Below are 24,257 nucleotides of genomic sequence, written 5' to 3'. Positions count from 1 at the left end.
CGCGATCCGGCCCGGAGGCGCGCCCGCACGCGGCGCGCCCGGCCCGAGAACAAGGACGACGATGGTTCGATCGACTCTTCGCACCGCGCGCATGGCGGCCCTCGCGGCCATCCTGGCGGCGACCGCCCTCGCGATGCCGACGGGTGCGGTCGGGCAGGGGGCGGCCCCGCCCCAGCAGCAAGAGCAGAAGGCCGCTCCCGCGCCCCAGCCCGGCGGCGACAAGTCGCAGCCTGCACAAGCCGCTCCGTCGCCGGGTACGGCACCGCAAGCCGCGCCGGCGGCCCCGGCTCCTGCGGCCAAGCCGGTCGCGAAGCCCGCGGTTTCGGAGGGGATCAAGACGGTCCGCGAGCGGCTCGACGAGATCAAGGGCAACCTCGACGGTCGCGAGAAGGCGGTGACCGGCCGCAATGTCGGGGCCGGCGACCTGACCCGCGCCCGCGACGGGCTGGAGGCGGTCTCCGACCGCATCCGCGCGATCATCGCCGCCCTGGAGCCGCGGCTCGAAGCCGCCCGCGAGCGCCAGACGCAGCTCGGCCCGAAGCCGAAGGATACGGAGGAAGGCGAGGACGTCGCCAAGGAGCGCGTCGAGCGCGAGCACGCCGTCACCGAGATCGATGAGACGCAGCGGCTGGCGAAGTCCCTGCTCGTCCAGAGCGACCAGATCGTCGACCAGATCACCAACAAGCGCCGCGCCGCCTTCACCCGCGGCCTGTTCGAGCGCTCCTCGGCACTGTTCAGTCCCGACCTCTGGATGAAGATCGGCGCGGACCTGCCGCGCGACCTGAACTCGCTTCAGGCGGCCCTCGAAGACATCGTCGCGCTGTTCGCGCGCAACGGCAGCCTGTGGAACCTGCTCGTCCTCGGCATCGCCTTCGGGATCTCGTTCGCGCTGTATTTCGGGCGACGCAACATCGCGCCCAAGCTCGGCCGCCGCGACATCAAGGTCACGAACCCCTCCCGGCGTGCGAAGCTTCTCGCAGCCTGGCGCGTCCTGCTGCTCGGCACGGTGCCGGCGGTGGCGGGAAGCTATGCGGTCTACTATGCCCTCGATGCCACGGACTTGCTGCCCACCCGGCTGATGCCCGTGGCGAGCGCCATCCTGATCGGGCTAGCCTTCATCGCCTTCGTTCAGGCGCTCAGCGACGCGCTGCTGGCCGTCGGCAAGCCGGCCTGGCGGCCGACGCCGGTGAGCGATGCGGCCGCCTGGCGGATCCAGCTCCTTGCGGTGAGCATCGCGGTCGTCATCACCGTGTCGAAATCCACCGAGGCTCTGAATTCCGGCATCTATGCCGCGCTCTCGATCTCGATCGCCACCCGTGGCGTCGGCGCCGTCACGGCCGCGCTCCTGCTCGCCATCGGCCTGCACCGTTTCGCCGATACCGCGGAGAAGGAGGAGGCCTGTTTCGGCCCCTACGTCGCGACGGAGACATCGAGCAGCATCGGCGGCCCGCTGCGCCTGCTCGGCTGGGCGGCGACGGTGCTGGTCGGCCTCGGTGCGATCGTCGGCTACGTCGCGCTCTCGGCCTTTCTGGTCGATCAGCTGATCTGGACGGCGAGCCTTTTCGTCCTGCTCTGGCTGCTCATCGCCAGCGCCGACGTCTTCATCGGCGGTTCACTGTCGGACGACACCAAGATCGCCACGGCGCTGCAGGCGAATACCGGCCTGCGTAAGCGCTCGCTGAACCAGATCGCCGTGCTCGCGACCGGCTTCGCTCGGGTCGTGCTCGTCGCGGTGGCGGTGCTGCTGGCGCTGGCGCCCTGGGGGCTCGATTCGAACGACGTGTTCTCGTCGCTGCGCTCGGCTTTCTTCGGCTTCAAGGTCGGCGATGTCACGATCTCGCTCTCGGCCATCGTGTTCGGGGTCGGCATCCTCGTGCTGGGTGTGTTTCTGACCCGCGCCATCCAGCGCTGGCTGGAAAACACCTACCTGCCAGCGACGGACCTCGATGCCGGCCTGCGCAACTCGATCTCGACGGTGGCCGGCTATGTCGGCTTCCTCCTCGCGCTGGCGCTCGCCTTTTCCTATCTCGGCCTAAGCCTGGAGAAGCTCACCATCGTCGCCGGCGCGCTGTCCGTCGGTATCGGTTTCGGCCTGCAATCCATCGTCAACAACTTCGTCTCCGGCCTTCTGCTGCTCTGGGAGCGCCCGATCCGCGTCGGCGATCAGGTGCTGATCGGCGACAGCGAAGGCATCGTGAAGCGTATCTCGGTGCGCTCCACCGAGATTCAGACCTTCGACCGGTCGGCCGTGATCGTGCCGAACTCCAACCTGATCTCGGGCGTCGTCAAGAACCGGGTCCGCGGCGACCGCACCGGTCGCGTCATCGTCTCGGTGAGCGTGCTGCGCAACCAGGACCCGGTGCGTGCCGCCGAGATGCTGGTGACCTGCGCCAGCGCCCATGCCGACGTGCTCAAGGAGCCGCCGCCGCGGGTGGTCTTCAAGAAGATCGGCGATCCGTTCCTCGAATTCGACCTGATCGCCCTCGTCACCGATGTGAACCTCGGCCAGAAGGTTCAGAGCGACCTGAATTTCTCGGTGTTCAAGACCCTTTCGGACGCCGGTTTCATCCCGCCGATGGGACCGGCCTCGAGCGTCGTCACCGTGCAGGGCCTGGAGCCGATGCGCGACGCCCTCGGCCAGATCGCGAACGCCGTCGGCACCGGTGCGGCGCGCAATGCCGCGACGGCGCAGGGCTCGCAGGCGGACGATGACACGGGCGCGGAACCCGCGCGGCGCAAGCTCGGCACGGCCGTTTCCTGATGGGTTCCCTATGCCGGGAGGCTTGCCTCGACCCATGCGTCGGGGCACTGCCACGAGACCGACCTCGATCGGCACGGACCTTGCCGGATGTGCCCGTGCGCTCGTACCAGTGTGGCGTTGTCCTCGTGGAGGATGTCAGATGTCTGCCTTGAGTCTCCGTCGATCGCTGATGCTGGGCATTCTTGCTGCGGCGGCGGTCATGGCCGCACCGGCGGCCGCCACGGCGCAGCACGCCTATCCCGACCGGCCGATCACCCTCGTCGTGCCCTTCGCAGCCGGCGGCCCGACCGATACGATCGCCCGGATCGTCGCCCCCCCGATGGCCAAGGCGCTGGGCCAGCCGGTGACGATCGAGAACGTCACGGGCGGCGGCGGCACCACGGGCATCACCCAGGCTTCGCTGGCCGAGGCCGACGGCTACACGATCATGATGGGCCACATGGGCACGCACGGAGCGGCGCCCGCCCTGTTCCGTGCCCTGAAATACGACCCCGCAAAAACCTTCGACCCGATCGGCGTCGCCGCCGGCACACCGGTGGTGATCGTCGCCCGCAAGGATTTTCCCGCGAGCGATCTTAAGGGCTTCATCGCGGCTCTGCACGACAGCGGCCCGGCCTACAGCCAAGCCCATGCCGGCGTCGGCTCGGTCTCGCATTCTGCCGGCATGCTGTTCGACTCGATCGTGAACGCGAAGCCGACCTTCGTGGTCTATCGCGGCACTGGCCCGGCGGTGAACGATCTGATCGCCGGTCAGGTCGACTTCCTCACCGATCAGATCGTCAACGTCGCCCCGCATCTGCAGGCCGGCACGATCCGGGCCTATGCCATCGCCACGCCCGAACGCTCGCCGGTGCTGCCGGGCGTACCGACCACCCGCGAAGCCGGGCTCCCCGAGTTCGAGGTTACCGCCTGGAACGCCGTGTTCGCGCCGAACGGCCTGCCGAAGGAGGTCGGTGCCAAGCTCGTTCAGGCACTCGACGTGGCCCTCGACGACCCGCCGACGCGCGACCGTCTGCTCAAGCTCGGCGGCAAGGTCCCTCAGGGCATCGACCGTGGCCCTGCCGCCCTGCAAAAACTCGTCGAGAGCGAGGTCGCCCGCTGGACGCCGGCCCTGAGGGCGGCCGTCGACAATCAGTGAGCGGGGGCCGCGCCTCGGCTCCGGTCCGATCCGCACGCAATCCCGTGGGCCGCTGCTCTGCCCTGATTGACGGAAACCGCGAGACTTCGTCTAAGCGCTCCAACCAAAGGGGCGCGTATGTCGGATCGGGCCGATCCTGAAATCATCTTCGAACGGCGGGGCCGTGTCGGCCTGATCACCCTGAACCGGCCGAAGGCGCTCAATGCGCTGACGCTGTCGATGATCCGGGCCATGCACGCGCAGCTGCAGGCTTGGGCGAACGACGAGGCCGTCACCCGCGTCGTCGTTCGGGGCGCCGGCGGGCGCGCCTTCTGTGCCGGCGGCGACATCCGCCAGATCTACGAGCTCGGCAAGGCCGGACGCTCCGCCGACACCCTCGCGTTCTGGCTCGCCGAATACCAGCTCGACGCCTACGTGAAGCGTTACCCGAAGCCCTACATCGCCCTGATCGAGGGCGTGGTCATGGGCGGCGGCGTCGGCATCTCGCTGCACGGCGATGTGCGCGTCGCCTCCGAGAAGTACATGTTCGCCATGCCCGAGACCGGCATCGGCTATTTTCCGGATGTCGGGATGAGCTACGCGCTGCCGCGCCTGCCCGGCCGCACCGGCACCTACCTCGCCGTGACGGGCGCCCGCGTCGGCGCCGGTGATGCCCTCGCCCTCGGCCTCGCCACCCATGCCGCCAAGGCCGCCGAATTCGATGCCATCGTCGAGGCCCTGGCCCAGGGTGACGACATCGAAGCGACGCTCGCCGCCCACACCCCGGATCCGCCGGAGACCGGCCCTCTGGTCGCCGAGCGCAGCCTGATCGACGAGTGTTTCTCCGCCCCGAGCGTTCACGACATCCTCGGCCGCCTCGACGTCGCGGCCTCCTCCGGCGCGTCCTTCCCGGCCGAGACCGCGAGCCTGATCCGGTCACGCTCCCCGACCAGCGTGCTCATCGCCTTCGAGCAGATGCGCCGGGGCGTCGACCTGAGCTTCGCGGAGGCGATGCTGACCGAGTACCGCCTCTGCACCCGCGTGATGCATGGGCACGACTTCTACGAGGGCGTGCGCTCGGTGATCGTCGACAAGGACGGCAAGCCGGATTGGCGGCCGGCCACGCTCGATGCGGTCGATCCGGCGACGATCGCCGCCGCCTTCGAGCCGCTGAGCGGCTCGGAACCGTCCTTCGCGTGAGCAGGCCGCAGCCGTGAAGGCCCTGACCAAAGTCGGCACCACGCGGGACGGCCGCGGCCGCATCGGCCACGCCGAGGGCGCGAACGACCGGATCGAGCGCGTCGAGCGCCGGCAGACCCGGTGGGACAGCGTCCTCGTCTGGTTCATGCGCGTCGTCGCGCTGATCTGGCTGGCGAAGGGCATGCTGACCTGGGCGGACATCGTCGACGTCCTGCCCGGCGCGCCGCCCTTCGAGAGCGAACCGCTCGGCCGCCAGACGGTGATCGTCTACTTCGCGGTGATCGACTTCACCGCCGCCGTGGGCCTCTGGCTGACCAGCGCCTGGGGCGGCGTCGTCTGGCTCCTCGCCGCTACCAGCGGCATCACGCTCGCCGTGCTGACGCCGCAACTCCTGCCGATGCCGATTGCGCTGATCGCGGTCCAGGGCGCGGCCATCGTCGTCTATTTCGTCCTGTCCTGGCTGGCCGCCCGCGAGAACCTGTGAGTTTTCGGCAGTCGCGAAGGCGAATGGCAGCCGCGCTATGCTCCGTCCACAAACCGGAGAGGCAGAGAAGGACCCCGTTTTGCACGACGTGCAAAACATCACTTGAACACTGTGCAAACCCGTGCGAGCCATTTTGCGTGACACCGATCACGCTTGTGGAGACGCAACGATGTTCAAGCTGTTCCGCATCCTCGCCCGGGGCGCTGCGGCCCGCGCCGACGAAGAGTTTCTCGACCGCCACGCCCTCCTGATCCTCGACCAGCAGGTCCGCGAGACCCGCGCCGCCCTGGAGCGCAGCCGCCGGGCCCTGGCGGCGGCCGTCGCCGCCGATCAGGCCGAGGGCCGAAAGCTCGCCGAGATCGAAGCCCGCGCGACCGACCTCGAAACGCGCGCCGTCGCGGCACTCGCGGGCGGGCGCGAGGATCTCGCCCGGGACGCCGCGCAGGCCATTGCCGAACTCGAATCCGAGCGCGACGCCATCCGTTCCGCCCGCAGTCGCTACGAGGCCGAGGTCGCTCGCATCCGCAGCATTGTCGCCGACGCCACCCGGCGGCAGGCGGAATTGGAACGCGGTCGCCGCACCGCCGCCGCGGCGGAAGCCGTCCGCCGCATGCGGATGGATCCCGGCCCAAACGAACGGGCCACGCTCTGCGAGGCGGAAGCCACGCTCAAGCGCCTGCGCGAACTCCAGCAGGAGGCCGCCGACACCGAGGCCGCGCTCGCGGAGGCCGAACCCGACGCGGACATCGCCCAGCGCCTGGAGCGCGAAGGTTTCGGCCCGCGCAATGCCACGAGCGCCGAGACCGTCCTCGACCGCCTGCGCCGCCGGGCCGAGGCCGCCTGACCTTTCACCGCATCACAGCCAGCGACACGGAGCACCGCCATGACCACCGAGACCAACCACCAGCATTCCGGCGCCTGGGTGAGCTTCACCTACGGCTCCTTCATCGCCTCGGCCGCGATGGTGGCCGTCGGCATCCTGTTCATGCCGATGGATTTCTGGATGAAGGGCTACCTCGCAATGGGCGTGGTGATGCTCGTCCAGTCCTGTGTCACCTGCACCAAAACGATGCGCGACGTCCACGAGGGCCGCCGCATGCACAACCGCATCGAGGATGCCCGCACCGAGCGCCTGCTGATGTCGGTCGGCAAGGATTGAGACATCCACACGACCGGCCCGCGGCACCGCAAGGGCGTCGCGGGTGACCGCTTTTCGATGCTGTTCCGGAGACGACGATGACCACCCCGAACGCCGTCCCGACGGCATCCCCTGCCGCGCCGCGCAGTCCCAAGAAAATTCCGATTGCGTTGAAGCTCGCCTACACGGCCTTCGCGGCCCTGCTGATCCCGGTCTATCTCACCCATTACGGTCCGACGAACTTCCTGTACTTTTGCGATCAGGCCGTGCTGCTGACGCTCGTCGGCATCTGGATCGAAAGCCCGTTGCTGATCTCGCTCTGCGCCGTCGGCATCCTGGCCCCGCAGGTGCTCTGGATCGTCGATTTCCTGGGCACCGCCGTCGGCGCTCCGATCACCGGCATGACCGATTACATGTTCGACGCCTCGAAGCCGCTGCTGCTGCGAGCCCTCTCGGGCTTCCACGGCTGGCTGCCGCTGCTGCTGGTCTTCCTGGTCGCGCGGCTGGGCTACGACCGGCGCGCGCTGCCGATCTGGAGCGCGATGGCGGTCGTGACCCTGCTGGTGTGCTTCTTCGCGATGCCGTCGCCGCAGCCGGATGCCGGTCTGTTGCCCGTGAACATCAACTACGTCTGGGGCTTCAGCGATGCGGTGGCCCAGAGCTGGATGCCGGCCTGGAGCTGGCTCGCGACGATGCTCGTCGGATTGCCGGCGCTGCTGTTCCTGCCGACGCATTGCGTCCTGCGCCGGGTCATGCCGACGGCCCCGGGCGCGGAAGCGCTGGCCTGAGCGGCCTTAGGCCGGCTCGATCTCGCGGATCTTGGACAGAGCCGGCAGCACCGTCTCCGGCGGACCCGAGGCGACGAGGCGGCCGGCTTCGAGGACGTGGACCGTGTCGGCGTGGCGGAGCGAGGTCAGGCGGTGGGCGATCATGATGATCGTCCGCGTGCCGGCCAGCGCACCGAGCGCCGCCATCACCGCCGTCTCGGTCTCGGCATCGAGGGCGCTCGTGGCCTCGTCGAACACGATCACGTCGGGGTCGTGATAGAGCGCCCGGGCGATGCCGATGCGCTGGCGCTGGCCGCCGCTGAGCCGGGCGCCGCGCTCGCCGACGCCGGTGGCGTAGGCGTCGGGCAGGCCGAGGATGAAGGCATCGATGCCGGCGAGCCGCGCGGCCCGCTCGATCGCCAGCTGGTCGACCTCGCCCGCCGCGATGCCGATGGCGATGTTGTCGGCAACGGTGCCGTCGATCAGGAACACGTCCTGCGGCACGTAGCCGATGCGGTTCTGCCAGGCCGGCAGGGTCGTCTCGTCGAGCGCGACGCCGTCGATGCGGATCGTGCCGCGGGTGGGCGTCAGGATGCCGAGGACGAGGCCGACCAGCGTCGACTTGCCCGACCCGGTGCGGCCGACGAGGCCCACGGTGGCGTTGGCGGGGATGGTCAGGTCGATGGCGTCGAGCGTCGTGCGGCCCGGCTCGTAGTCGAAGCCAAGCCCTTCGATGTGAATGCTCTTCGCGAATGGCAGGCGCTCGCGGCCGCGGGGGCGCGGCGGCCGCTCGGCCTTCAATTCGTCGACGATCACCGTCACCGCCGGCAGGTAGAAGCGGATCAGCGCCAGGGAGTTGAACACGTTCTGGAAGGCCGGCAGCATCCGGTAGCCGGCGAAGGCGAACAGGCCGAGCAGCGGCAGCATCCCGGCGGTGTCGTAGTTCTGCGAGAGCGCGAACAGCACCACCACGATGACGCCGCCGAAGGCGACGGACTCGATGACGAAGCGCGGCAGCTGGCCCGTCACCAGGCTCTCGGCGCTGGCGCGGGCATAGGCGCGGGCGGGGGCATCGAAGCCGGCGGAGAAAGCCTCGGCCCGGCCGTAGAGCTTCAGCTCCGTCAACGCGCCGAAGGTCTCCTGCACGATGCGGTAGCGCCGCTCGTTGTCGGCGACCGCGCGGGCGCCGATCCGCGCGAGGCGGGTCCGCATCACCCAGAAGATCACCACGTAGAGCCCGCCGAAGCCGCCGCCGAGGAGGAGCGCGAGCCGCGGCTGGTAGAGGATGAGGAATACGATGACCGCCAGCGCCGAAGCGCCGCGCGAGGCGATCACCATGGTCGGCGTCAGCACGCCGACCACGAGCCGGTCGGTCTCGCTGAGCACGTTCTTGGCGAGTTCGGCGCTGTTGGTGCGAGCGAAAAACAGCCGCTCGCGGTCGACATAGGCGGCGAGCAGCCGCCGCGCGAAGCCGTAGCCGGTGAGGTGCGTGAACAGCAGCTGCGCGAAGCTGAGGACGGCGTTGATCACGCTCGTGGCCAGGATCGCGGCGAGCGCGGCGAAACCCGTGGCGAGCAGGAAGCCCCGGTCGTCGGTGAGCCCGAAGGTCTCGCGGATCGCGCCGAGATAGGGGATGCGGCCGGAGGCGGAGGGGTCGCCCACCAGCGTCAGGAACGGCACCACGGAGGCGACGCCGACGACCTCGAACAGCGCAGCCCCGGCGAGCGCGAGGAGCAGGAGCACGAGCCGGCGCCGGTCGCGCGGCCGCAGCACCCGCACGAGATCGAGCAATGGCCTCACGCCGCCGCTCCGGCGGGGCTCGAATGGGCAGGCGCGTCGCTCACGGTTGTCCTCGACCTTCGAAGCCCGGCTCTCTGCTCGCTCGAGGCGCGAAGGGCAAGGCCGGGTTCACGGCCGCCAGGCGCCGAAGCCGGCGACGCAGTGGAACCGGCGGCGGTCGCGGGCGGCCTCGCCGACGGGGGCGAGGGTCTGGAGCGGATCGAGGAGCACGGTTGCGGCCTATGCCACGAATTTCCGGCCAGGGGAAAAGCGCGCAGGCCCGACAGCGTCGGGCACCGTTCGTTTCACCGGAATTTGGGACGATCGTCCCGGCTGTCCCAGCCCGTCCCACGCCGCTGGAGCTCCGGAACCGCCGCGCTTCGTCGCGCATGCGAGACGCTGGACGGTCTTGACGGCGCGACGCTGTTATGTTAATATTCCTACAACTTACAGAAGTCTCGCTTTCATGGCCGGAGCAGGATCAGATGTTTCGGAGCAGGTGATACTGCTTCGGTCGATGCGTTCGGGCCATCGCTAACCAAACACCGAGCCGTCCTTGCGAGGCGAAGCCGAAGCGATCCAGGGCCAACGCCCTGACATCGGCGTGTCGGCCCTGGATTGCTTCGCTGCGCTCGCAAAGACGAGGAACGTTCCGAGGCGATGAGACGGCAACCGTATGAGACCCGCTATGTCTCAGCCGGACCCGTCGGATCGTCGGCGAGCGGCAAGGCGACGCCCGTGGTGAGCGGGGCGACCCAGGTCGGGCCACCGATTGCGGGGCTCCGCGCAGCTCGTCATAGTCGTGGACGATCGGGGCGGGACGGCCGGACATGCTGTTGTCGTTGCTGGCACCTCAGCCGATTTGGATCTCCGGCACGATCCTCGTCGGCCTGATGACATTGCTGGCGATGATCGCCCCGATCATCGTGCGCCGTCGTGTCGGCCTGGAGGGGCTGCGTGCCAACAACGAGGTCGCCGGTTTCAAGTTCGCCACGGTGGGTGTCCTCTACGCAGTGCTGCTGGCCTTCGCCGTCATCATCGCCTGGGAGAAGTTCAGCGAGGCCGAGAGCGCGGCAGCGAAGGAAGCCGGCGCCGTCGCGACGCTCTATCGCCTGTCGCTCGGGATCGAGGGCGAGCCCGGCGCCGCGCTCCGCAGCGCTCTGACCCGCTACGCCGGGACGGTCATGGCCGAGGATTGGCCCGCGATGGAGCGCGGCCGGGGCAGCCTCGCCGTGACGCGGGCGCTGGACGAGGCCTACGCGGCCCTCCTGACCTTCCGTCCCAGCGACGGCCGCGGCAACGCAGTGATGGCCGAAGCCCTCGACCAGCTCGACAACGTCACCCAGGCCCGCCGCCTTCGGCTCGTGCTGGCGCCGGGCGTCGTGCCGAGGGTGCTGTGGTTCATCCTGTCGAGCGGCGCGATCCTGACGCTCGTCTTCACGCTGTTCTTCGGAACCCAGAACCTGCGCGCCCAATCGCTGATGACCGGCATCCTCGCCTTCCTGATCTTTTCCGGCCTCCTCGTCATCACCGCCATCGACCGGCCCTTCGCCGGTGCCGTGAAGGTGGAGCCCCATGCGCTGGCGACGGTGCTCGACGATTTCGCGGGTGCAGAGCGGCGGTGAGCATTGGGGCGAAGGGCTGGGATCGGTCACCCGCGCTCGTCATTCCGGGGCCGCGCAGCGGAACCCGGAACCCACGGGACGGCGCACACGGGTTCCGGACGATGGCGCAAGCCGAATCGATTTCTGGCTGGCTTGGGATCGCTTAAGCTTCACGCGCCGCCCGAGTGGAGGCCAGCATGAAAACCTATGCGGTCTATCTTCTCGCGCGAAAACGCGACGGGACGCTCTATCTCGGCGTCACGAACAACCTCAGCCGTCGCGTGTGGGAGCATCGATCGAAAGCGATCCCGGGTTTCTCGGCACGCTACGGCGTGGATCGCCTCGTCTGGTACGAGCTTTACGACCGCATCGACGAAGCCATTGCCCGCGAGAAGGCCATGAAGAAGTGGCGTCGCGCCTGGAAGGTGGCGCTGATCGAAGAGGCCAATCCGACTTGGAACGACCTTGCAGAACAGTTGAACGCATGACGGCGTGCGTCGCCCGGTCATGGTTGGGGTGATCGCCCACACCCGTCATTCCGGGGCCGCGCAGCGGAACCCGGAACCCACGGGGCAGAGCATGACCTTCAGCGATTCCTTCCCGCTGCGGCCAGTCGTCGGTTCCGGGTTCGCCTCCGGCGCCCCGGAATGACAGCGGTGGTGGGTGCCATGCTGCCGAGTTTGCACCTCGGCACATCAACGAGAGGCAGCCGATGTCCAAACGGAGATCGGGAAAGGTCGGGACGCCCCCCGCCTCGTCATTCCGGGGCCGCGCAGCGGAACCCGGAACCCACGGGGCAGGGCACCACCTTCGGCGATTCCTTCCTGCTGCGGCCAGTCGTGGGTTCCGGGTTCGCCTCCGGCGCCCCGGAATGACAGCGATGGTTGAAGTGAATGCTGTCTATTTTCCAATTCTTCAATATGGGCGATGCGGGGTTGCGGGAAACTGAAATCCGCGTGCAATTACACCGACGCAGTATATGCGAAGTGTAAAGAATAGTTCTTGTTCTGGGAGAGAAAGTGGCAAATTTACATTGTAGACCATGGCCGATCTCGCCCTTGAAGACAATGTCTAGACGATCAAATATCCAACTCCGCCCCATCGGCAAACGCGGCCCGCTCCTGAATGAACGCGAACCGCGCCTCCGGCTTGTTGCCCATCAGCCGGTCCACGGTGTCGCCGGTGCTCTCGCGCGCCTCGTCCAGGATCGCGACCCGCAGCAAGGTCCGCTTCTTCGGATCCATCGTGGTCTCCTTCAACTGGGCCGGCATCATCTCGCCGAGGCCCTTGAAGCGGCCGATCTCGACCTTGCCGGCCTTGAAGACGGTCTTGATGATCCGGTCCTTGTCGGCGTCGTCGCGGGCATAGGCGATCTTGGCGCCCTGCTGCAGGCGGTAAAGCGGGGGGATCGCGAGGTAGAGGTGGCCCTTGTCGATGAGTTTCGGCATCTGCCGGTAGAAGAAGGTGATCAGCAGCGAGGCGATGTGGGCGCCGTCGACGTCGGCGTCCGTCATGATGATCACCTTGTCGTAGCGCAGGTCCGCATCGCGAAAGTTCGCGCCGGTGCCGCAGCCGAGCGCCAGGGTGAGGTCGCCGATGAGCTGGTTGGCGCCGAGCTTGTCGCGGCTGGCCGAGGCGACGTTCAGGATCTTTCCGCGCAAGGGAAGAATCGCCTGGGTCTTGCGGTCGCGCGCCTGCTTGGCCGAGCCGCCGGCCGAGTCGCCCTCGACGATGAAGATCTCGGAGCCGGCCGTGCCGGCGGCCGAGCAGTCGGCGAGCTTGCCGGGCAGGCGCAGCTTGCGGGTGGCGCTCTTGCGGGCGACCTCCTTCTCCTGGCGGCGGCGCAGGCGCTCCTCGGCGCGGTCGATCACCCAGTCGAGCAGCTTGTTGGCCTGGGCCGGGGAGGCGGCGAGCCAGTGGTCGAAGGCGTCGCGGATCGCGGTCTCGACGATGCGCGAGGCCTCGACGGTGGCGAGCTTGTCCTTGGTCTGGCCCTGGAACTCGGGCTCGCGGATGAACACGGACAGCATCGAGGCGCAGGTGGCCATGACGTCGTCGGTGGTGACCGCCGTCATGCGCTTGGCCTGGTTCACGCGCTCGGCATGCTCGCGGAGCGCCCGCAGCAGGGCGACGCGCAGGCCCGCCTCGTGGGTGCCGCCCTCGGGCGTCGGAATCGTGTTGCAGTAGGAGGACGAGATGCCGTCGTCGTGGACCATCCAGGCGACGGCCCATTCGAGCGAGCCGTGGCCGCCCGGCTTGGTGATCTTGCCCGAAAACACTGCGTCGGTGACGAGGTCCTTGCCGTCGATCTCGCGGCCGAGATAGTCGCGCAGCCCCCCGGGGAATTTATGCACGGCTTCGGCGGGGACCCCCTCCATGCCCTCGACGAGGGAGGGCGCGCAGCGCCAGCGGATCTCGACGCCGCCGAAGAGATAGGCCTTGGAGCGCGCCATCTTGAAGAGGCGGCGCGGATCGAAGTGATGGGCCCCGAAGATCTGGGCGTCGGGGTGGAAGCGCACACGGGTGCCGCGCCGGTTGTTGACGCGCCCGACCTCGACGATCGGCCCCTGCGCATGCCCGCGGGAAAACGTTTGGCGGTAGAGGGTCTGGTTGCGGGCGACCTCGACTTCGAGCACGTCCGAGAGGGCGTTCACCACCGAGATGCCGACGCCGTGCAGGCCGCCGGAGGTCTCGTAGACCTTGGAATCGAACTTACCGCCGGCATGCAGCGTGGTCATGATGACCTCGAGCGCCGACTTGCCGGGAAATTTCGGGTGCGGGTCGATGGGGATGCCGCGGCCGTTGTCGGTCACGACGAGGCTGCCGCCTTCTTCGAGCTCCACCTCGATGAAGCTGGCATGGCCCGCCACCGCCTCGTCCATGGAATTGTCGATCACCTCGGCGAAGAGGTGGTGCAAAGCCCGGTCGTCGGTGCCGCCGATATACATGCCGGGGCGGCGGCGCACCGGCTCCAGCCCCTCCAGCACTTCGATGTCGGAGGCGTTGTATCCCGCCTCGGCGCTCTCCGGCGCCGGCACCACCGCGACCTTGCGGCGGCGTTCGGTGGCGTCCTGCGGAACGGGTTTGGCTCCGGGACCGAACAGATCGCGTGCGGGGTCGCTCACGCGGCGGCTCCGGACGGCTGGGTTCGTTCGCGCAGCATTCGCCTTCATTCCTCGATCGTACCAGAACAAAACGGAAACAAGAAGCGCGATTCCGTCGGTCGGGCGCAGCGCACCTTCGCATGCGGGCCGGGGGCGAGCCAGTGATCGGCCGACACGCCGGCGGCCGCATGAAGCCCGGTGTCACGGAACTGTCGGCTCATCGTGGTTAAAAACATGTGGCAGGCCGTGGCCGACGCGGAACCGGGTGCGACATTCGCGCGTTTTCGATATATGGTTAAGCTTCGCAGCCGACCTGACGCCACAGGGAGAGTGTTTCGATGACCACCGCCGCCGCCCAAGCGCGTCATCTCTCCCTCGTCCGCCTGGAGCAGGCGGCCGGACAGGCCTTCGGATGCGCCGACGAGGGGGATCGGGTCGCCGTGCGCGGGCCGATGCTGCTGACGCCGACCGCGATCACGATCGCGACCTTTGCTACGGCGGTCGCCGCGACGATCAGCTACCTCGTGTGAATTCTCGTCATTGCGGGCCATAGGCGAAGCAATCCAAGGCCCCACTCGTAACGTCGGCGTATTGGCCCTGGATTGCTTCGCCTATGGCTCGCAATGACGGTGTGGCTCAGGCCGCTGCCGGCACCGCACATTCCCGGATGTCCCGCGCCAAGGCGTCGACCCGCTCCGGCAGCGTGTCCCACGCGAACATGAACCGCGCTCCGCCGCCGATGAAGGTGTAGAAGCGCCAGCCTCGCCGCGCCAAGGCGTCGAGCGCCGCCGGCGCGGCGGCGAGAAACACCGCGTTCGCCTCCACCGGAAACAGCAGGGACACCCCCGGCACGTCGGTCAAAGCCGCGGCCAGCCTGCGGGCGCAGGCGTTGGCGTGCTCGGCATTGCCGAGCCAGGCGCCGCTCTCCAGCATCCCGACCCAGGGGGCCGAGAGGTAGCGCATCTTGGAGGCGAGCTGGCCAGCCTGCTTGCAGCGGTAGTCGAAATCCTCGGCCATCGCCCGGTCGAAGAACAGGATCGCCTCGCCGACCGCCATGCCGTTCTTGGTGCCGCCGAAGCAGAGCACGTCGACCCCCGATTTCCAGGTGAGCTCGGCGGGCGAGCGCTGCAGCGCGGCGCAGGCATTGGCGAAGCGCGCGCCGTCCATGTGCAGGCGCAAGCCGAGGCTGCGGCAGGTCTCCGAAAGGGCCTGCACCTGTGCGACGGAATAGACCCGGCCGGTCTCGGTGGATTGGGTGATCGTCACCGCGCGGGGTTTCGGGAAGTGGATGTCGCAGCGCCGTTCGGCCACGGCCCGTACCGACTCGGGCGTCAGCAGCCCGTTCGTCGTCGGCGCGATCAGCAGCTTCGAGCCGCCGGAGAAGAATTCCGGCGCGCCGCACTCGTCGGTCTCGACATGGGCGCTCTCGGCGCAGATCACGCTGTGGTAGCTCCGGCAGAGCGAGGCCAGCGCCATCGAATTCGCGGCCGTGCCGTTGAAGGCGAAGAACACCTCGCAGTCGGTCTCGAACAGGTCTCGGAATCCATCCGCCGCCCGCTGGGTCCAGGCATCGGCGCCGTAGGCGGGGGCGTGGCCGGCATTGGCCTCGGCCATCGCGGCCCAGGCCTCCGGGCAGATGCCGGAATAGTTGTCGCTGGCGAATTGCTGCTCGGTGAGGATGTCGGCCACGGCTCTGTCCCGTTCGGATGAGCTGACGCGCGGCGGAGTCCCCCTGGTTGCCGGACCGGCCGCATCCCCTGGCTGATCAGGGCGCCACCTTGCCGGGAGCGGCAGGTTGGCGTTGAGCGTCGGCTCAACTCGTGATGCTGGAGCGGGAGACTAGGCGGGGCGGGGAGGGGCCGCAAGGGCGCCGGCCGGATGCCCTCAGGCTACCTTCATCGCCGGAATTCCGCGGACGTCCACGTTCCGCTCGGCCAGCCAGAGATCGTACGCGACCTGCATGCGCATCAGCAGGGCAGGGTTGCTCCCGGTCAGCTTCCCGAGCTTCACAGCCATCTCCGGCGAGAGCGTCGCCGTTCCGGCAAGCAGCCGATGCAGAGCCTGCCGCGTCACCCCGAGATGCGCGGCGGCATCGACGATCGTCAGCCCGAGCGCCGGCAGGATGTCATCCTTCAGGATCTCGCCGGGATGGGTCGGCCGGCGGTCGGGATCGCGACGTGCGGTAATCTCGGTCATGCAATTCGCTCCTCCTCGCCGGCGTCAGTGATACTGCTCGAAGTCGATCCGGCAGGCATCGCCACCGTCGAATTCGAAGGTAACGCACCATGGTCCATTGACGTGGACCGTGTAGCGGGTGGGATCGAAGCCGTGCAGCGTGTGGAAATCGAAGCCCGGCAGGTTCATGTCTTCGGGTGATCCGGCGACATCCAGAGCGTCCAAACGCGCGAGGATGCGCTTCTGCATCCTCGCATCGATGCGCGCCGTCTTCGACGTCGCCCACAGCTCCGAAAGCCCCTTGTGTTTGAACGTCCGCAGCACGACCGTAACGTGACGCGTTACACATTGAGTGTCAAGCATCGCGTTACATCGACGCGCCGGCCGTTACGCGCGCCTGGGGCGTGGGGCACGTTGATTCTGGCCCTCAGCTCGCGCTCTTCTTCGCCGCCGCCTTCTTGACCGCCGGCTTCTTCGCCGGAGCCTTTTTTGCGGCAGTCGACGCAGGCTTCTTCGCGGCCGTCTTGCGGCCCCGCGCCGGCGCCTTCTTGCCGCCGCCGGAGGCGCGCTTGGCGTTCACCAGGTCGATGCCCTCGGCGAGCGTCAACGCGTCGGCGGACATCGACTTCGGCAGCGTGGCGTTGACCTCGCCGTCGCTGACATAGGGGCCGTACTTGCCGGCCTTGACCACGAGGTCGCGGCCCGAGGCTTCGTCCTTGCCGAGCGCACGGCCCGGATCGCCCGACGGCCGGCCGCGGCCGCCGCCCTGTTCCTTGGCGACGATGAGGTCGATGGCGCGGTTGCCGCCGATCTCGAGCACGTCGTCGTCCTTGCCGAGATTGGCGTAGGTCTTCCCGTGCTGCACGTAGGGTCCGTAGCGGCCGATGCTCGCGAGGATCGGCTCGCCGCTCTCGGGGTGCTTCGCCACCTCGCGCGGAAGCGACAGCAGCCGCAGGGCGATGGCGAGATCGACGCTGGAGGCCGCCATGCCCTTCGGCAGCGAGGAACGCTTCGGCTTTGCCGCGTCTTTCTCGGTCGAGGCCTCGCCGAGCTGCAGAAAGGTGCCGAAGCGCCCATCGCGAATGGTCACCGGCAGGCCGGTCGCGGGGTCGTTGCCGAGCACGCGCACGCCCGGCTGGCCGCCGCCCTCGGAGGAGCCGTCGCCCTCGCCTTCGACGCCGGAGGTGGCGAGCTGGCGGGTGAACTTGCACTCGGGATAATTCGAGCAGCCGACGAAGGCGCCGAACTTGCCGAGCTTGAGCGAGAGCTGGCCGGTGCCGCAGGTCGGGCAGGTCCGCGGGTTCGAGCCGTCGGCCTTGTCGGGGAAGATGTGCGGGCCGAGGAGGCCGTTCAGCGCCTCCAGCACCTCGGTGACGCGCAGCTCCTTGGTGCCGCCGATCGCGGCTGAGAAGTCGCGCCAGAAGTCGCGCAGCACGTCGCGCCAGTCGATCTCGGCGTTGGAGACGCGGTCGAGCTGGCCTTCGAGGTCGGCGGTGAAATCGTACTCGACATAGCGCTTGAAGAAGCTCTCCAGGAAGCCGGTGACGAGCCGCCCCTTGTCCTCCGGCTGCAGCCGCTTCTTTTCGATTTTGACGTACTCACGATCCCGAAGGGTTTGGAGCACGGCGGCGTAGGTCGAGGGCCGGCCGATGCCGAGCTCTTCCATGCGCTTGACGAGGCTCGCCTCGGAGAAGCGCGGCGGCGGTTCGGTGAAGTGCTGGGTCGAGGCGATGCGCTCGCGCTTGAGCGGGTCGCCCGCCGCCATCGGCGGCAGGCGCTTGCCGTCCTCGTCCTCCTCGTCGTCCTTGCCCTCCTGGTAGAGGGTGAGGAAGCCGTCGAACTTCACGACCTGACCGGTGGCGCGCAGCTCGATCGTGCGCGGGCCGACCTTGGCGGTGATCTCGACGGTGGTGCGTTCGAGCTCGGCCGATTCCATCTGGCTTGCGACGGTGCGGGTCCAGATCAGGTCGTAGAGCTTGGCCTGCTCCGAATCGAGCATCCGCGCCACCTGCTTCGGCAGCCTGCTCATCTCGGTCGGGCGCACGGCCTCGTGGGCCTCCTGCGCGTTCTTGGCCTTCACCGTGTACCGGCGCGGCACGTCCGGCACGTAGCGGTCGCCGTATTCCTTGCCGATCACGGAGCGGGCATCGCGAATGGCCTCCGGCACCATGTCGACGCCGTCGGTTCGCATGTAGGTGATGAGGCCGACCGTCTCGCCGCCGATGTCGACGCCCTCGTAGAGGCGCTGCGCCACGCGCATCGTCTGCGCCGGCGCCATGCCGAGCTTGCGGGAGGCCTCCTGCTGCAGCGTCGAGGTTGTGAAGGGCGGGGCGGGGTGGCGCTTGGCGGGCTTCGCCTCGACCGAGGCCACCTGGAAGGTCGCGAGTTCGAGATCCTTCTTGAAGCGCGCGGCGTCCTCGCCGTTGCCGACGTCGAGGCGCTGGATCCGCTTGCCGTCCGCGCCGACGAGCCGCGCCTCGAACACCGCGCCCTCTTCCGTCACGAGCGTCGCCACGATCGACCAGTATTCGCGCGGCTTGAAGCGCTCGATCTCCATCTCGCGCTCGACGACGAGCCGCAGGGCCACCGACTGCACGCGCCCGGCCGACTTGGCGCCGGGCAGCTTGCGCCACAGAACCGGCGAGAGGTTGAAACCGACGAGATAGTCCAGCGCCCGGCGCGCCAGATAGGCGTCGACCAGCGCCTGATCGATCTGGCGCGGCTTCTTCATCGCCGCGTCGACGGAGGCCTTGGTGATGGCGTTGAAGGTCACGCGCTCGATCGGGATGCCCTTGAGCGCCTTCCTGGCCGTCAGCGCCTCGACGACGTGCCAGGAGATCGCCTCGCCCTCGCGATCCGGGTCGGTCGCCAGGATGAGCTTGTCCGCGCCCTTGATCGCCCGGGCGATCTCGGAGACGCGCTGCGAGCCCTTGTCCTGCAGCTCCCACAGCATCGCGAAATCGGCTTCCGGGTCGACGGAGCCGTCCTTCGCCGGCAGGTCGCGGATATGGCCGAACGAGGCCAGGACCTCGTAATCCTTGCCGAGATACTTGTTGATCGTCTTGGCCTTGGCCGGCGACTCGACGACGACGACTTTCATGAACCTCTGCCCCTCACGAAGCCTCGGCGCGACGACCTGTTTTTAGGAAATGCGCCGACGCGCTCCCGGCAACAGCCGGGGCCTCGCACCGGGACCGAAGTGGGTTAGGCCGGGCGGGTTGTCAAATCGGAGGGTGTGCGGCTCCGGAATGACGAGAGTGTGGAAGAAGCAAGGAGGCGACCGGCGTCAACCCGAGTTCGGAGCCCTCTGGTGCAGCCGGCGCGCGCTGATACATTCTCCTGCGCAGTTGCGACGTCCGGCCACGGCGCGTCCCCGGATCGGAACGTTTTCGGAGCGGCGACGAGGAGCCTCTCGTGACGATCCCCTTCAAAGTCCTCCGCGAGGGCTGGCAGGCCGACCCAAATTATCGGGAGGCCCATGGCGAAGTCGCGCCCGAGATGGACCTCGCCTTCGCCATGGCCGAGGCACGTCACCGATCGGCCCTGTCGCATGCCGATGTTGCCGAGCGCGTCGGCACCTCCCAGGCCATGGTCGCGCGGTGGGAAACCGGCCGCTCGGCGCCGACGACGACGTCTCTTCGGCGCTTTGCCGAAGCGACCGGGGCCAAGCTGCGGATTTCCTTCGAAACCGATGAGACGGTGTCCGGCTGAGCGCCTCGGCGACGTCTCCGTCATCGCGAGCGCAGCGAAGCAATCCAGGGCCGACTCACCGACCTCGCGGGTGCGGCCCTGGATCGCTTCGCCGCGCTCGCAATGACGGCGGAGGGTGTCGCCGACGAGGGGCCGAATTCAGCGACCGGAGACCGCATGACGGGGCATGGCTGCACCGGTTCGATCAGATCCCCGCGTACCACTCGTACCCGTTGTCCTCCCAGTACCCGCCGTTGCCCTGGCCGAACTTGGCGAGGCTGTCGGCGACCTCGATGCGCATGATGTACTTGGCCTGCTTGTAGCCGAGCTGGCGCTCGACGCGCAGGCGCAAGGGCGCGCCGTTCGAGACCGGCAGCGGTTTGCCGTTCATGTCGTACGCGACGATGGTCTGCGGGTGGAAAGCGTCGGTGAGGTCGATGCTCTCGTAGTAGCGAATCGGCCGGCCGCCCGGTGCGTCCGAAGGGGTCTCTTCGGTGGCAGCCGCCTTCTTCGGATCGGCCTGCTTGACCTTGGCGTCCGAACCACCGGTCATCTTGGCGCCGGTATCGGCCGAGCCGGCATCCGCAGAGGCGCTGCCACCGTCGGATTCCGCCTTTGCATCCGCCGGCGCGGCATCGCTCGTGGCCTGATCGTCGGTCTCGCCGCCCGGCGCGTATTCCATGGTGTCCGCGCAGTGGAACACGATGTATCGGGCCTGGGGCTTCAGGCCGGCCTTCTTGAGCAGTTCGGAGAGCGGCACGCCGGTCCACTTGCCGATGGCGCTCCAGCCCTCGACGCAGTCGTGGCGGGTGATCTGGGTGCGGGCGGGGAGGGCGCGCAGATCTGCGAGCGACAGCGTCTGCGGATGCTCGACGAGGCCGTCGATGCGCAGCTGGAAGCTTTCGAAGTTCTTCGCCGCCAGCGCCTTGTACGGTCTGTCCTCGGGGTCGACCGTGCCGTTCGGCTTGAACCACCTGGAGATGTCGGCTTCCGAGAATTCGCGGGCGAGCGAGGCCGGCGTCAGGGCGAGGCGCTGCACGTACATGTTGGCGTCTTCGCCGAGCTTCAGGGTCTGCACGCCACCCGTGCTCTCCGCGAACTTGTCGCATCCCCCGAGCGACGCCGTGCCGAACAGGCCGGCGAACCCGGCCAGGAACCCGCGGCGGTTCGGGGCGGGAATGTTCAGGCGGCGCTTCATCGTCCGGCCTCCGGCTTGCGCGTCGTCTCGTCCTCGATCGTGTACCAGCCGGTCAGCATCGAGCGCATGTTGTTCCAGACGCCGGAGACCAGGACCAGCAGCACGTGCACGATCACGAACAGGATCAGCAGGTTCACGACGATGAAGTGGATCGTTCGGGCCGACTGGCGCCCGCCGAACACGTCGAGGAGGAACGGCGCGACCGCGTTGACGCCCGGCGACATGCCGAGGCCGGTAAACACCATCAGCGGCAGCAGGCCGAGCACGACGACCAGGTAGGTCAGCTTCTGCAGCACGTTGTAGCGCCGCGCCTCCTCGCCCTTCGGAAAGTGCAGCGTCAGGTGCTCGCGGACCGAGGCCCAGAAACCCTTGATCTGGTCGCCGTCGGGAATGATGCGGCGGCGCAGCTGGCCGCTGCCGATGCCGTAGAGCAGATAGATCAATCCGTTGATGACGAAGGCCCAGGCGAACAGGAAGTGCCAGCGCCGCCCCGTAGCGAGGTTCTGGCTCGCCGGCAGCGTGCTCCAGGCGGGAAAGGCCCGTGCGACGGCTTCGCCCTGATAGTTCGAGAGCCCCAGCCAGCCCGTGGTGTCGAAGGTGTACCCGGCAATCTGGACGATGCCGCGCGACACGCCGTCGGCGGTCTGATCGTCGGTGATGGCGAGCGCCGGCGTATCGAAGGTCGATTTCGAGCCCCAGTACAGGGCCGGATGCGCGTTGAAGATCTGCAGGCCGCTCATCAGCAGGACCGCGAGGCAGACCACGTTGATCCAGTGCGCCAGGCGAATGACGAGGGGATGCCGAAAGGTCCATCGCTGCCGCACCGTCTCGTCGACATCGGTGGGGGCAGGCATCGTGCTGGCGGCCACGGCTTTCGCGTCCATGCTGTTCGAACGACGACCGCCCGCCCGGTCGAACCGGACGGGCGGACATGATGTCATACGTCGGTCGGGGACGAAAAGTTACATCCCGTCGTCGGCCGCACCTGCGGCGCCTTGACCGCCCTGCTCCATGCCCGAGCCCTGGTTCGCGCGCGACTTGCCGCGCATCGCCTTCTGGCTCTTCATGGACTTCTTCATCTTCTTCTTGGACGCCGATCGCTTCGCTGGCGGCTGCTCCTGGGCCATGTCGTCACCCATCTGCCCCTGCTCCATGCCGGGCTGACCTTGCATCGGCTGCATGCCCTGCGCGACGGCGGCGGACGACAGGCCGAGGCCGAGCGAAAGGGCGCTGGCGGTGAGGAGAAGTCGAACGTTCATCGAGTACCTTCAGGTTTCTGCAGGCTTGCACATGGCGCGTTTCCGCGTCGCGCGTCGTTGTCTGCCGGACACCACCGAAACGGGCTTAGCCGGCGATCGTTCAAATTTTTCTCGGATCCCGCTTCCAGCCGGAGACGAAACTCTTCGAGCCGAATCACCGAACCGATTTTCCCGGCGCTCGCTCGGGCTCCGAGCTCAGATCGACGACTTGCGACCTGGACGGTGATCATCCTGACTTGTGACACCCACACCGTCATTCCGGGGCGCCGAAGGCGAGCCCGGAATCCAGAACCGCCGACGGCGCCATACTCGGCCCACGCGGCGGCTCTGGATTCCGGGTTCCGCTGCGCGGCCCCGGAATGACGAACGTGTGTAAGAAGCAACAGGGCAACCGACATCAATCCGAGTTCGGAGCCCTGCGGCGCGCCTTGCCGCTCCGTGCGCCCCTGAATATAGCCTTCGGTCCCGTGATGACCCCCGCTCCCGCCCCGCCGAGCTTCCCCCACCGCCACCTCCTCGGCATCGAGGGGCTGTCGCGCCTCGACATCGAGGCGCTGCTCGATCAGTCCGAATCGGCGGTCGCCCTGTCGCGGCAGGTCGAGAAGAAGCGCACGACGCTCCGCGGACGCACGCAGATCAACCTGTTCTTCGAGCCCTCGACGCGCACGCAATCCTCGTTCGAGCTCGCCGGAAAACGCCTCGGCGCCGACGTGATGAACATGTCGGTGGCTTCCTCCTCGGTGAAGAAGGGCGAGACGCTCATCGACACCGCGGCGACGCTCAACGCCATGCGCCCGGACATCATCGTGGTGCGCCATCACGCGGCCGGCGCCGTGCATCTGCTGGCCCGCAAGGTCGACTGCTCGGTGGTGAATGCCGGCGACGGCGCGCACGAGCACCCGACCCAGGCCTTGCTCGACGCCCTCACCATCCGCCGCAACAAGGGCCGCATCGAAGGCCTGCGCGTCGCGATCTGCGGCGATGTCCTGCATTCGCGCGTCGCCCGCTCGAACATCATCCTCCTCCAGGCGCTGGGCGCCCGCGTCCGCGTCATTGGCCCCTCGACCCTGCTGCCCACCGGCATCGAACGCTTCGGCGTCGAGGTGTTCACGGACATGCGCAGGGGTCTCGACGGCTGCGACATCGTCATGATGCTGCGCCTCCAGCGCGAGCGCATGAACGGCTCTTTCGTGCCGAGCGTGAAGGAGTACTTCCGCTATTACGGCCTCGACGGCGAAAAACTGGCGCTGGCCGCACCCGACGCCCTCGTGATGCACCCCGGGCCGATGAACCGCGGCGTCGAGATCTCGTCCGAGATCGCCGACGGAGCGCAGTCGCTGATCCGCGAGCAGGTCGAGATGGGCGTGGCGGTGCGGATGGCGGTGCTCGAGGTTCTCGCGACGCATCTGCCGAACAACTGAAGATTTTGTAGTCTTCCGTCGGCAATCAGGCCTCTGTTACTCGCGGCGAGCCTCGGCCCTGTGGGATAAATCGCTTTCGTGCCGGCGAACTTCGCGGATATTAAGGGGGGACCGCACAGATGCGATGTGAGGCAGAGGACTGAGGTGTAACCTCGGTATGTCATGCGGGATTCTGCCGTGACCGATCGCCCTGGCCCGCTGAACCCGGTCGACCGAGGGCTTCGAACGTTTGCGCGAGGTCAACGCAGCGCGATGACGCGAGCGGAGGCCCTGTTCTGGCAACAGGTTCGCGCCGGTCGCTACCACGGGATCAAGTTCAGGCGGCAGGTGCCGATCGCGCCTTACATCGTCGATTTTCTGTGTGCGTCGGCCCGTGTCGTGGTCGAGCTTGACGGGCCGCCGCACGAAGCGGAAACCCGGCGCCGACGTGATGCCAAGCGCGATGCTTGGTTGAGGCAACAAGGGTTTCAGGTGCTTCGGTTCTCGAACGATCTCGTGTTGGGCAATCTCGATGCGGTGCTCGACGTCGTTGGCGCCACGATAGAAGCACGCGCGCCAAT

General features: G+C 68.0%; 22 protein-coding genes and 1 riboswitch. Of the genes, 13 read left to right on the top strand and 9 right to left on the bottom strand.

Annotated features, from left to right (window positions below; translation table 11 throughout):
* The first annotated feature begins 61 nt into the window (after nt 1-61).
* From MHA02_RS01715 to MHA02_RS01685, 7 genes are all read left to right on the top strand, one after another.
* Complete coding sequence (locus MHA02_RS01715; RefSeq protein WP_147076249.1) at nt 62-2,761, top strand: DUF3772 domain-containing protein; 2,700 nt, start codon at nt 62-64, stop codon at nt 2,759-2,761.
* Nucleotides 2,762-2,900: 139 nt separating this feature from the next.
* Nucleotides 2,901-3,899: a tripartite tricarboxylate transporter substrate-binding protein gene (locus MHA02_RS01710; RefSeq protein ID WP_147076248.1), complete on the top strand. Its 999-nt coding sequence runs from the start codon at nt 2,901-2,903 to the stop codon at nt 3,897-3,899.
* A 117-nt stretch (nt 3,900-4,016) separates the two neighbouring features.
* Nucleotides 4,017-5,078, top strand: coding sequence for an enoyl-CoA hydratase/isomerase family protein (locus MHA02_RS01705; protein ID WP_147076247.1), 1,062 nt, complete (start codon nt 4,017-4,019; stop codon nt 5,076-5,078).
* A gap of 13 nt (nt 5,079-5,091) precedes the next feature.
* Nucleotides 5,092-5,562 carry a DUF6163 family protein gene (locus tag MHA02_RS01700; protein ID WP_147076246.1) on the top strand — a complete coding sequence of 157 codons (471 nt, stop codon included), beginning with the start codon at nt 5,092-5,094 and terminating at the stop codon, nt 5,560-5,562.
* Between the two features lie 169 nt (nt 5,563-5,731).
* On the top strand, nt 5,732-6,406 hold the full coding sequence (locus MHA02_RS01695) for a PspA/IM30 family protein (protein ID WP_147076245.1): 675 nt from the start codon (nt 5,732-5,734) through the stop codon (nt 6,404-6,406).
* A gap of 39 nt (nt 6,407-6,445) precedes the next feature.
* Entirely contained in the window at nt 6,446-6,721 is a 276-nt protein-coding gene (locus MHA02_RS01690; protein ID WP_147076244.1) for a YiaA/YiaB family inner membrane protein, read from the top strand.
* A 77-nt stretch (nt 6,722-6,798) separates the two neighbouring features.
* Nucleotides 6,799-7,488, top strand: a complete 690-nt coding sequence (locus MHA02_RS01685) for a hypothetical protein (protein WP_147076243.1) — start codon at nt 6,799-6,801, stop codon at nt 7,486-7,488.
* Between the two features lie 6 nt (nt 7,489-7,494).
* Here MHA02_RS01685 and MHA02_RS01680 read toward each other — a convergent pair whose 3' ends face one another.
* Entirely contained in the window at nt 7,495-9,267 is a 1,773-nt protein-coding gene (locus tag MHA02_RS01680) for an ABC transporter ATP-binding protein (protein ID WP_147076242.1), read from the bottom strand.
* 809 nt (nt 9,268-10,076) lie between these two features.
* Here MHA02_RS01680 and MHA02_RS01675 point away from each other — a divergent pair.
* Together MHA02_RS01675 and MHA02_RS01670 are read left to right on the top strand one after the other, a co-directional pair.
* Nucleotides 10,077-10,871, top strand: a complete 795-nt coding sequence (locus MHA02_RS01675) for a bestrophin-like domain (protein WP_147076241.1) — start codon at nt 10,077-10,079, stop codon at nt 10,869-10,871.
* A 176-nt stretch (nt 10,872-11,047) separates the two neighbouring features.
* Nucleotides 11,048-11,338, top strand: a complete 291-nt coding sequence (locus MHA02_RS01670; RefSeq protein WP_147076319.1) for a GIY-YIG nuclease family protein — start codon at nt 11,048-11,050, stop codon at nt 11,336-11,338.
* Between the two features lie 591 nt (nt 11,339-11,929).
* On the opposite strand, the gene parE is transcribed toward MHA02_RS01670, so the two are convergent.
* Nucleotides 11,930-13,975 (bottom strand): DNA topoisomerase IV subunit B, encoded by a 2,046-nt coding sequence (parE, locus tag MHA02_RS01665; protein ID WP_147076240.1) that lies wholly within the window; start codon nt 13,973-13,975, stop codon nt 11,930-11,932.
* A gap of 317 nt (nt 13,976-14,292) precedes the next feature.
* Here parE and MHA02_RS01660 point away from each other — a divergent pair, with 317 nt between their 5' ends.
* Nucleotides 14,293-14,484, top strand: coding sequence for a hypothetical protein (locus MHA02_RS01660; protein WP_147076239.1), 192 nt, complete (start codon nt 14,293-14,295; stop codon nt 14,482-14,484).
* Between the two features lie 106 nt (nt 14,485-14,590).
* Here MHA02_RS01660 and MHA02_RS01655 read toward each other — a convergent pair whose 3' ends face one another.
* The 4 genes from MHA02_RS01655 to topA form a co-directional block, all read right to left on the bottom strand.
* Entirely contained in the window at nt 14,591-15,643 is a 1,053-nt protein-coding gene (locus tag MHA02_RS01655; protein WP_373318403.1) for a threonine aldolase family protein, read from the bottom strand.
* 33 nt (nt 15,644-15,676) lie between these two features.
* Nucleotides 15,677-15,786: riboswitch (SAM-I-IV-variant riboswitch) on the bottom strand.
* Nucleotides 15,787-15,838: 52 nt separating this feature from the next.
* Nucleotides 15,839-16,150, bottom strand: a complete 312-nt coding sequence (locus MHA02_RS01650; protein ID WP_147076238.1) for a HigA family addiction module antitoxin — start codon at nt 16,148-16,150, stop codon at nt 15,839-15,841.
* 24 nt (nt 16,151-16,174) lie between these two features.
* Complete coding sequence (locus MHA02_RS01645; RefSeq protein ID WP_147076237.1) at nt 16,175-16,453, bottom strand: type II toxin-antitoxin system RelE/ParE family toxin; 279 nt, start codon at nt 16,451-16,453, stop codon at nt 16,175-16,177.
* 103 nt (nt 16,454-16,556) lie between these two features.
* Nucleotides 16,557-19,229 carry a type I DNA topoisomerase gene (topA, locus tag MHA02_RS01640; RefSeq protein ID WP_147076236.1) on the bottom strand — a complete coding sequence of 891 codons (2,673 nt, stop codon included), beginning with the start codon at nt 19,227-19,229 and terminating at the stop codon, nt 16,557-16,559.
* A 314-nt stretch (nt 19,230-19,543) separates the two neighbouring features.
* Between topA and MHA02_RS01635 the strand changes: the two genes are divergently transcribed.
* Nucleotides 19,544-19,840, top strand: a complete 297-nt coding sequence (locus tag MHA02_RS01635; protein ID WP_147076235.1) for a helix-turn-helix domain-containing protein — start codon at nt 19,544-19,546, stop codon at nt 19,838-19,840.
* Nucleotides 19,841-20,024: 184 nt separating this feature from the next.
* Here MHA02_RS01635 and MHA02_RS01630 read toward each other — a convergent pair whose 3' ends face one another.
* The 3 genes from MHA02_RS01630 to MHA02_RS01620 all read right to left on the bottom strand — a co-directional run bounded on the left by MHA02_RS01630 (nt 20,025) and on the right by MHA02_RS01620 (nt 22,276).
* Nucleotides 20,025-21,017 (bottom strand): molybdopterin-dependent oxidoreductase, encoded by a 993-nt coding sequence (locus tag MHA02_RS01630; RefSeq protein WP_147076234.1) that lies wholly within the window; start codon nt 21,015-21,017, stop codon nt 20,025-20,027.
* On the bottom strand, nt 21,014-21,871 hold the full coding sequence (locus MHA02_RS01625; protein WP_147076317.1) for a cytochrome b/b6 domain-containing protein: 858 nt from the start codon (nt 21,869-21,871) through the stop codon (nt 21,014-21,016). Before MHA02_RS01625 ends, MHA02_RS01630 begins: the two co-directional genes overlap by 4 nt.
* Nucleotides 21,872-21,979: 108 nt before the next feature.
* Nucleotides 21,980-22,276: a hypothetical protein gene (locus MHA02_RS01620; protein WP_147076233.1), complete on the bottom strand. Its 297-nt coding sequence runs from the start codon at nt 22,274-22,276 to the stop codon at nt 21,980-21,982.
* A gap of 470 nt (nt 22,277-22,746) precedes the next feature.
* Here MHA02_RS01620 and MHA02_RS01615 point away from each other — a divergent pair, with 470 nt between their 5' ends.
* Nucleotides 22,747-23,697 carry an aspartate carbamoyltransferase catalytic subunit gene (locus tag MHA02_RS01615; RefSeq protein ID WP_147076232.1) on the top strand — a complete coding sequence of 317 codons (951 nt, stop codon included), beginning with the start codon at nt 22,747-22,749 and terminating at the stop codon, nt 23,695-23,697.
* A gap of 177 nt (nt 23,698-23,874) precedes the next feature.
* A partial coding sequence (locus MHA02_RS01610) for an endonuclease domain-containing protein (protein ID WP_244612390.1) occupies nt 23,875-24,257 on the top strand: 383 nt, incomplete at its 3' end.

It is taken from the genome of Methylobacterium haplocladii, assembly GCF_007992175.1.
GTDB lineage: Bacteria > Pseudomonadota > Alphaproteobacteria > Rhizobiales > Beijerinckiaceae > Methylobacterium > Methylobacterium haplocladii.
The sequence above is the reverse complement of the archived record's forward strand: the minus strand, read 5'-3'. Positions and strand labels throughout refer to the sequence as shown.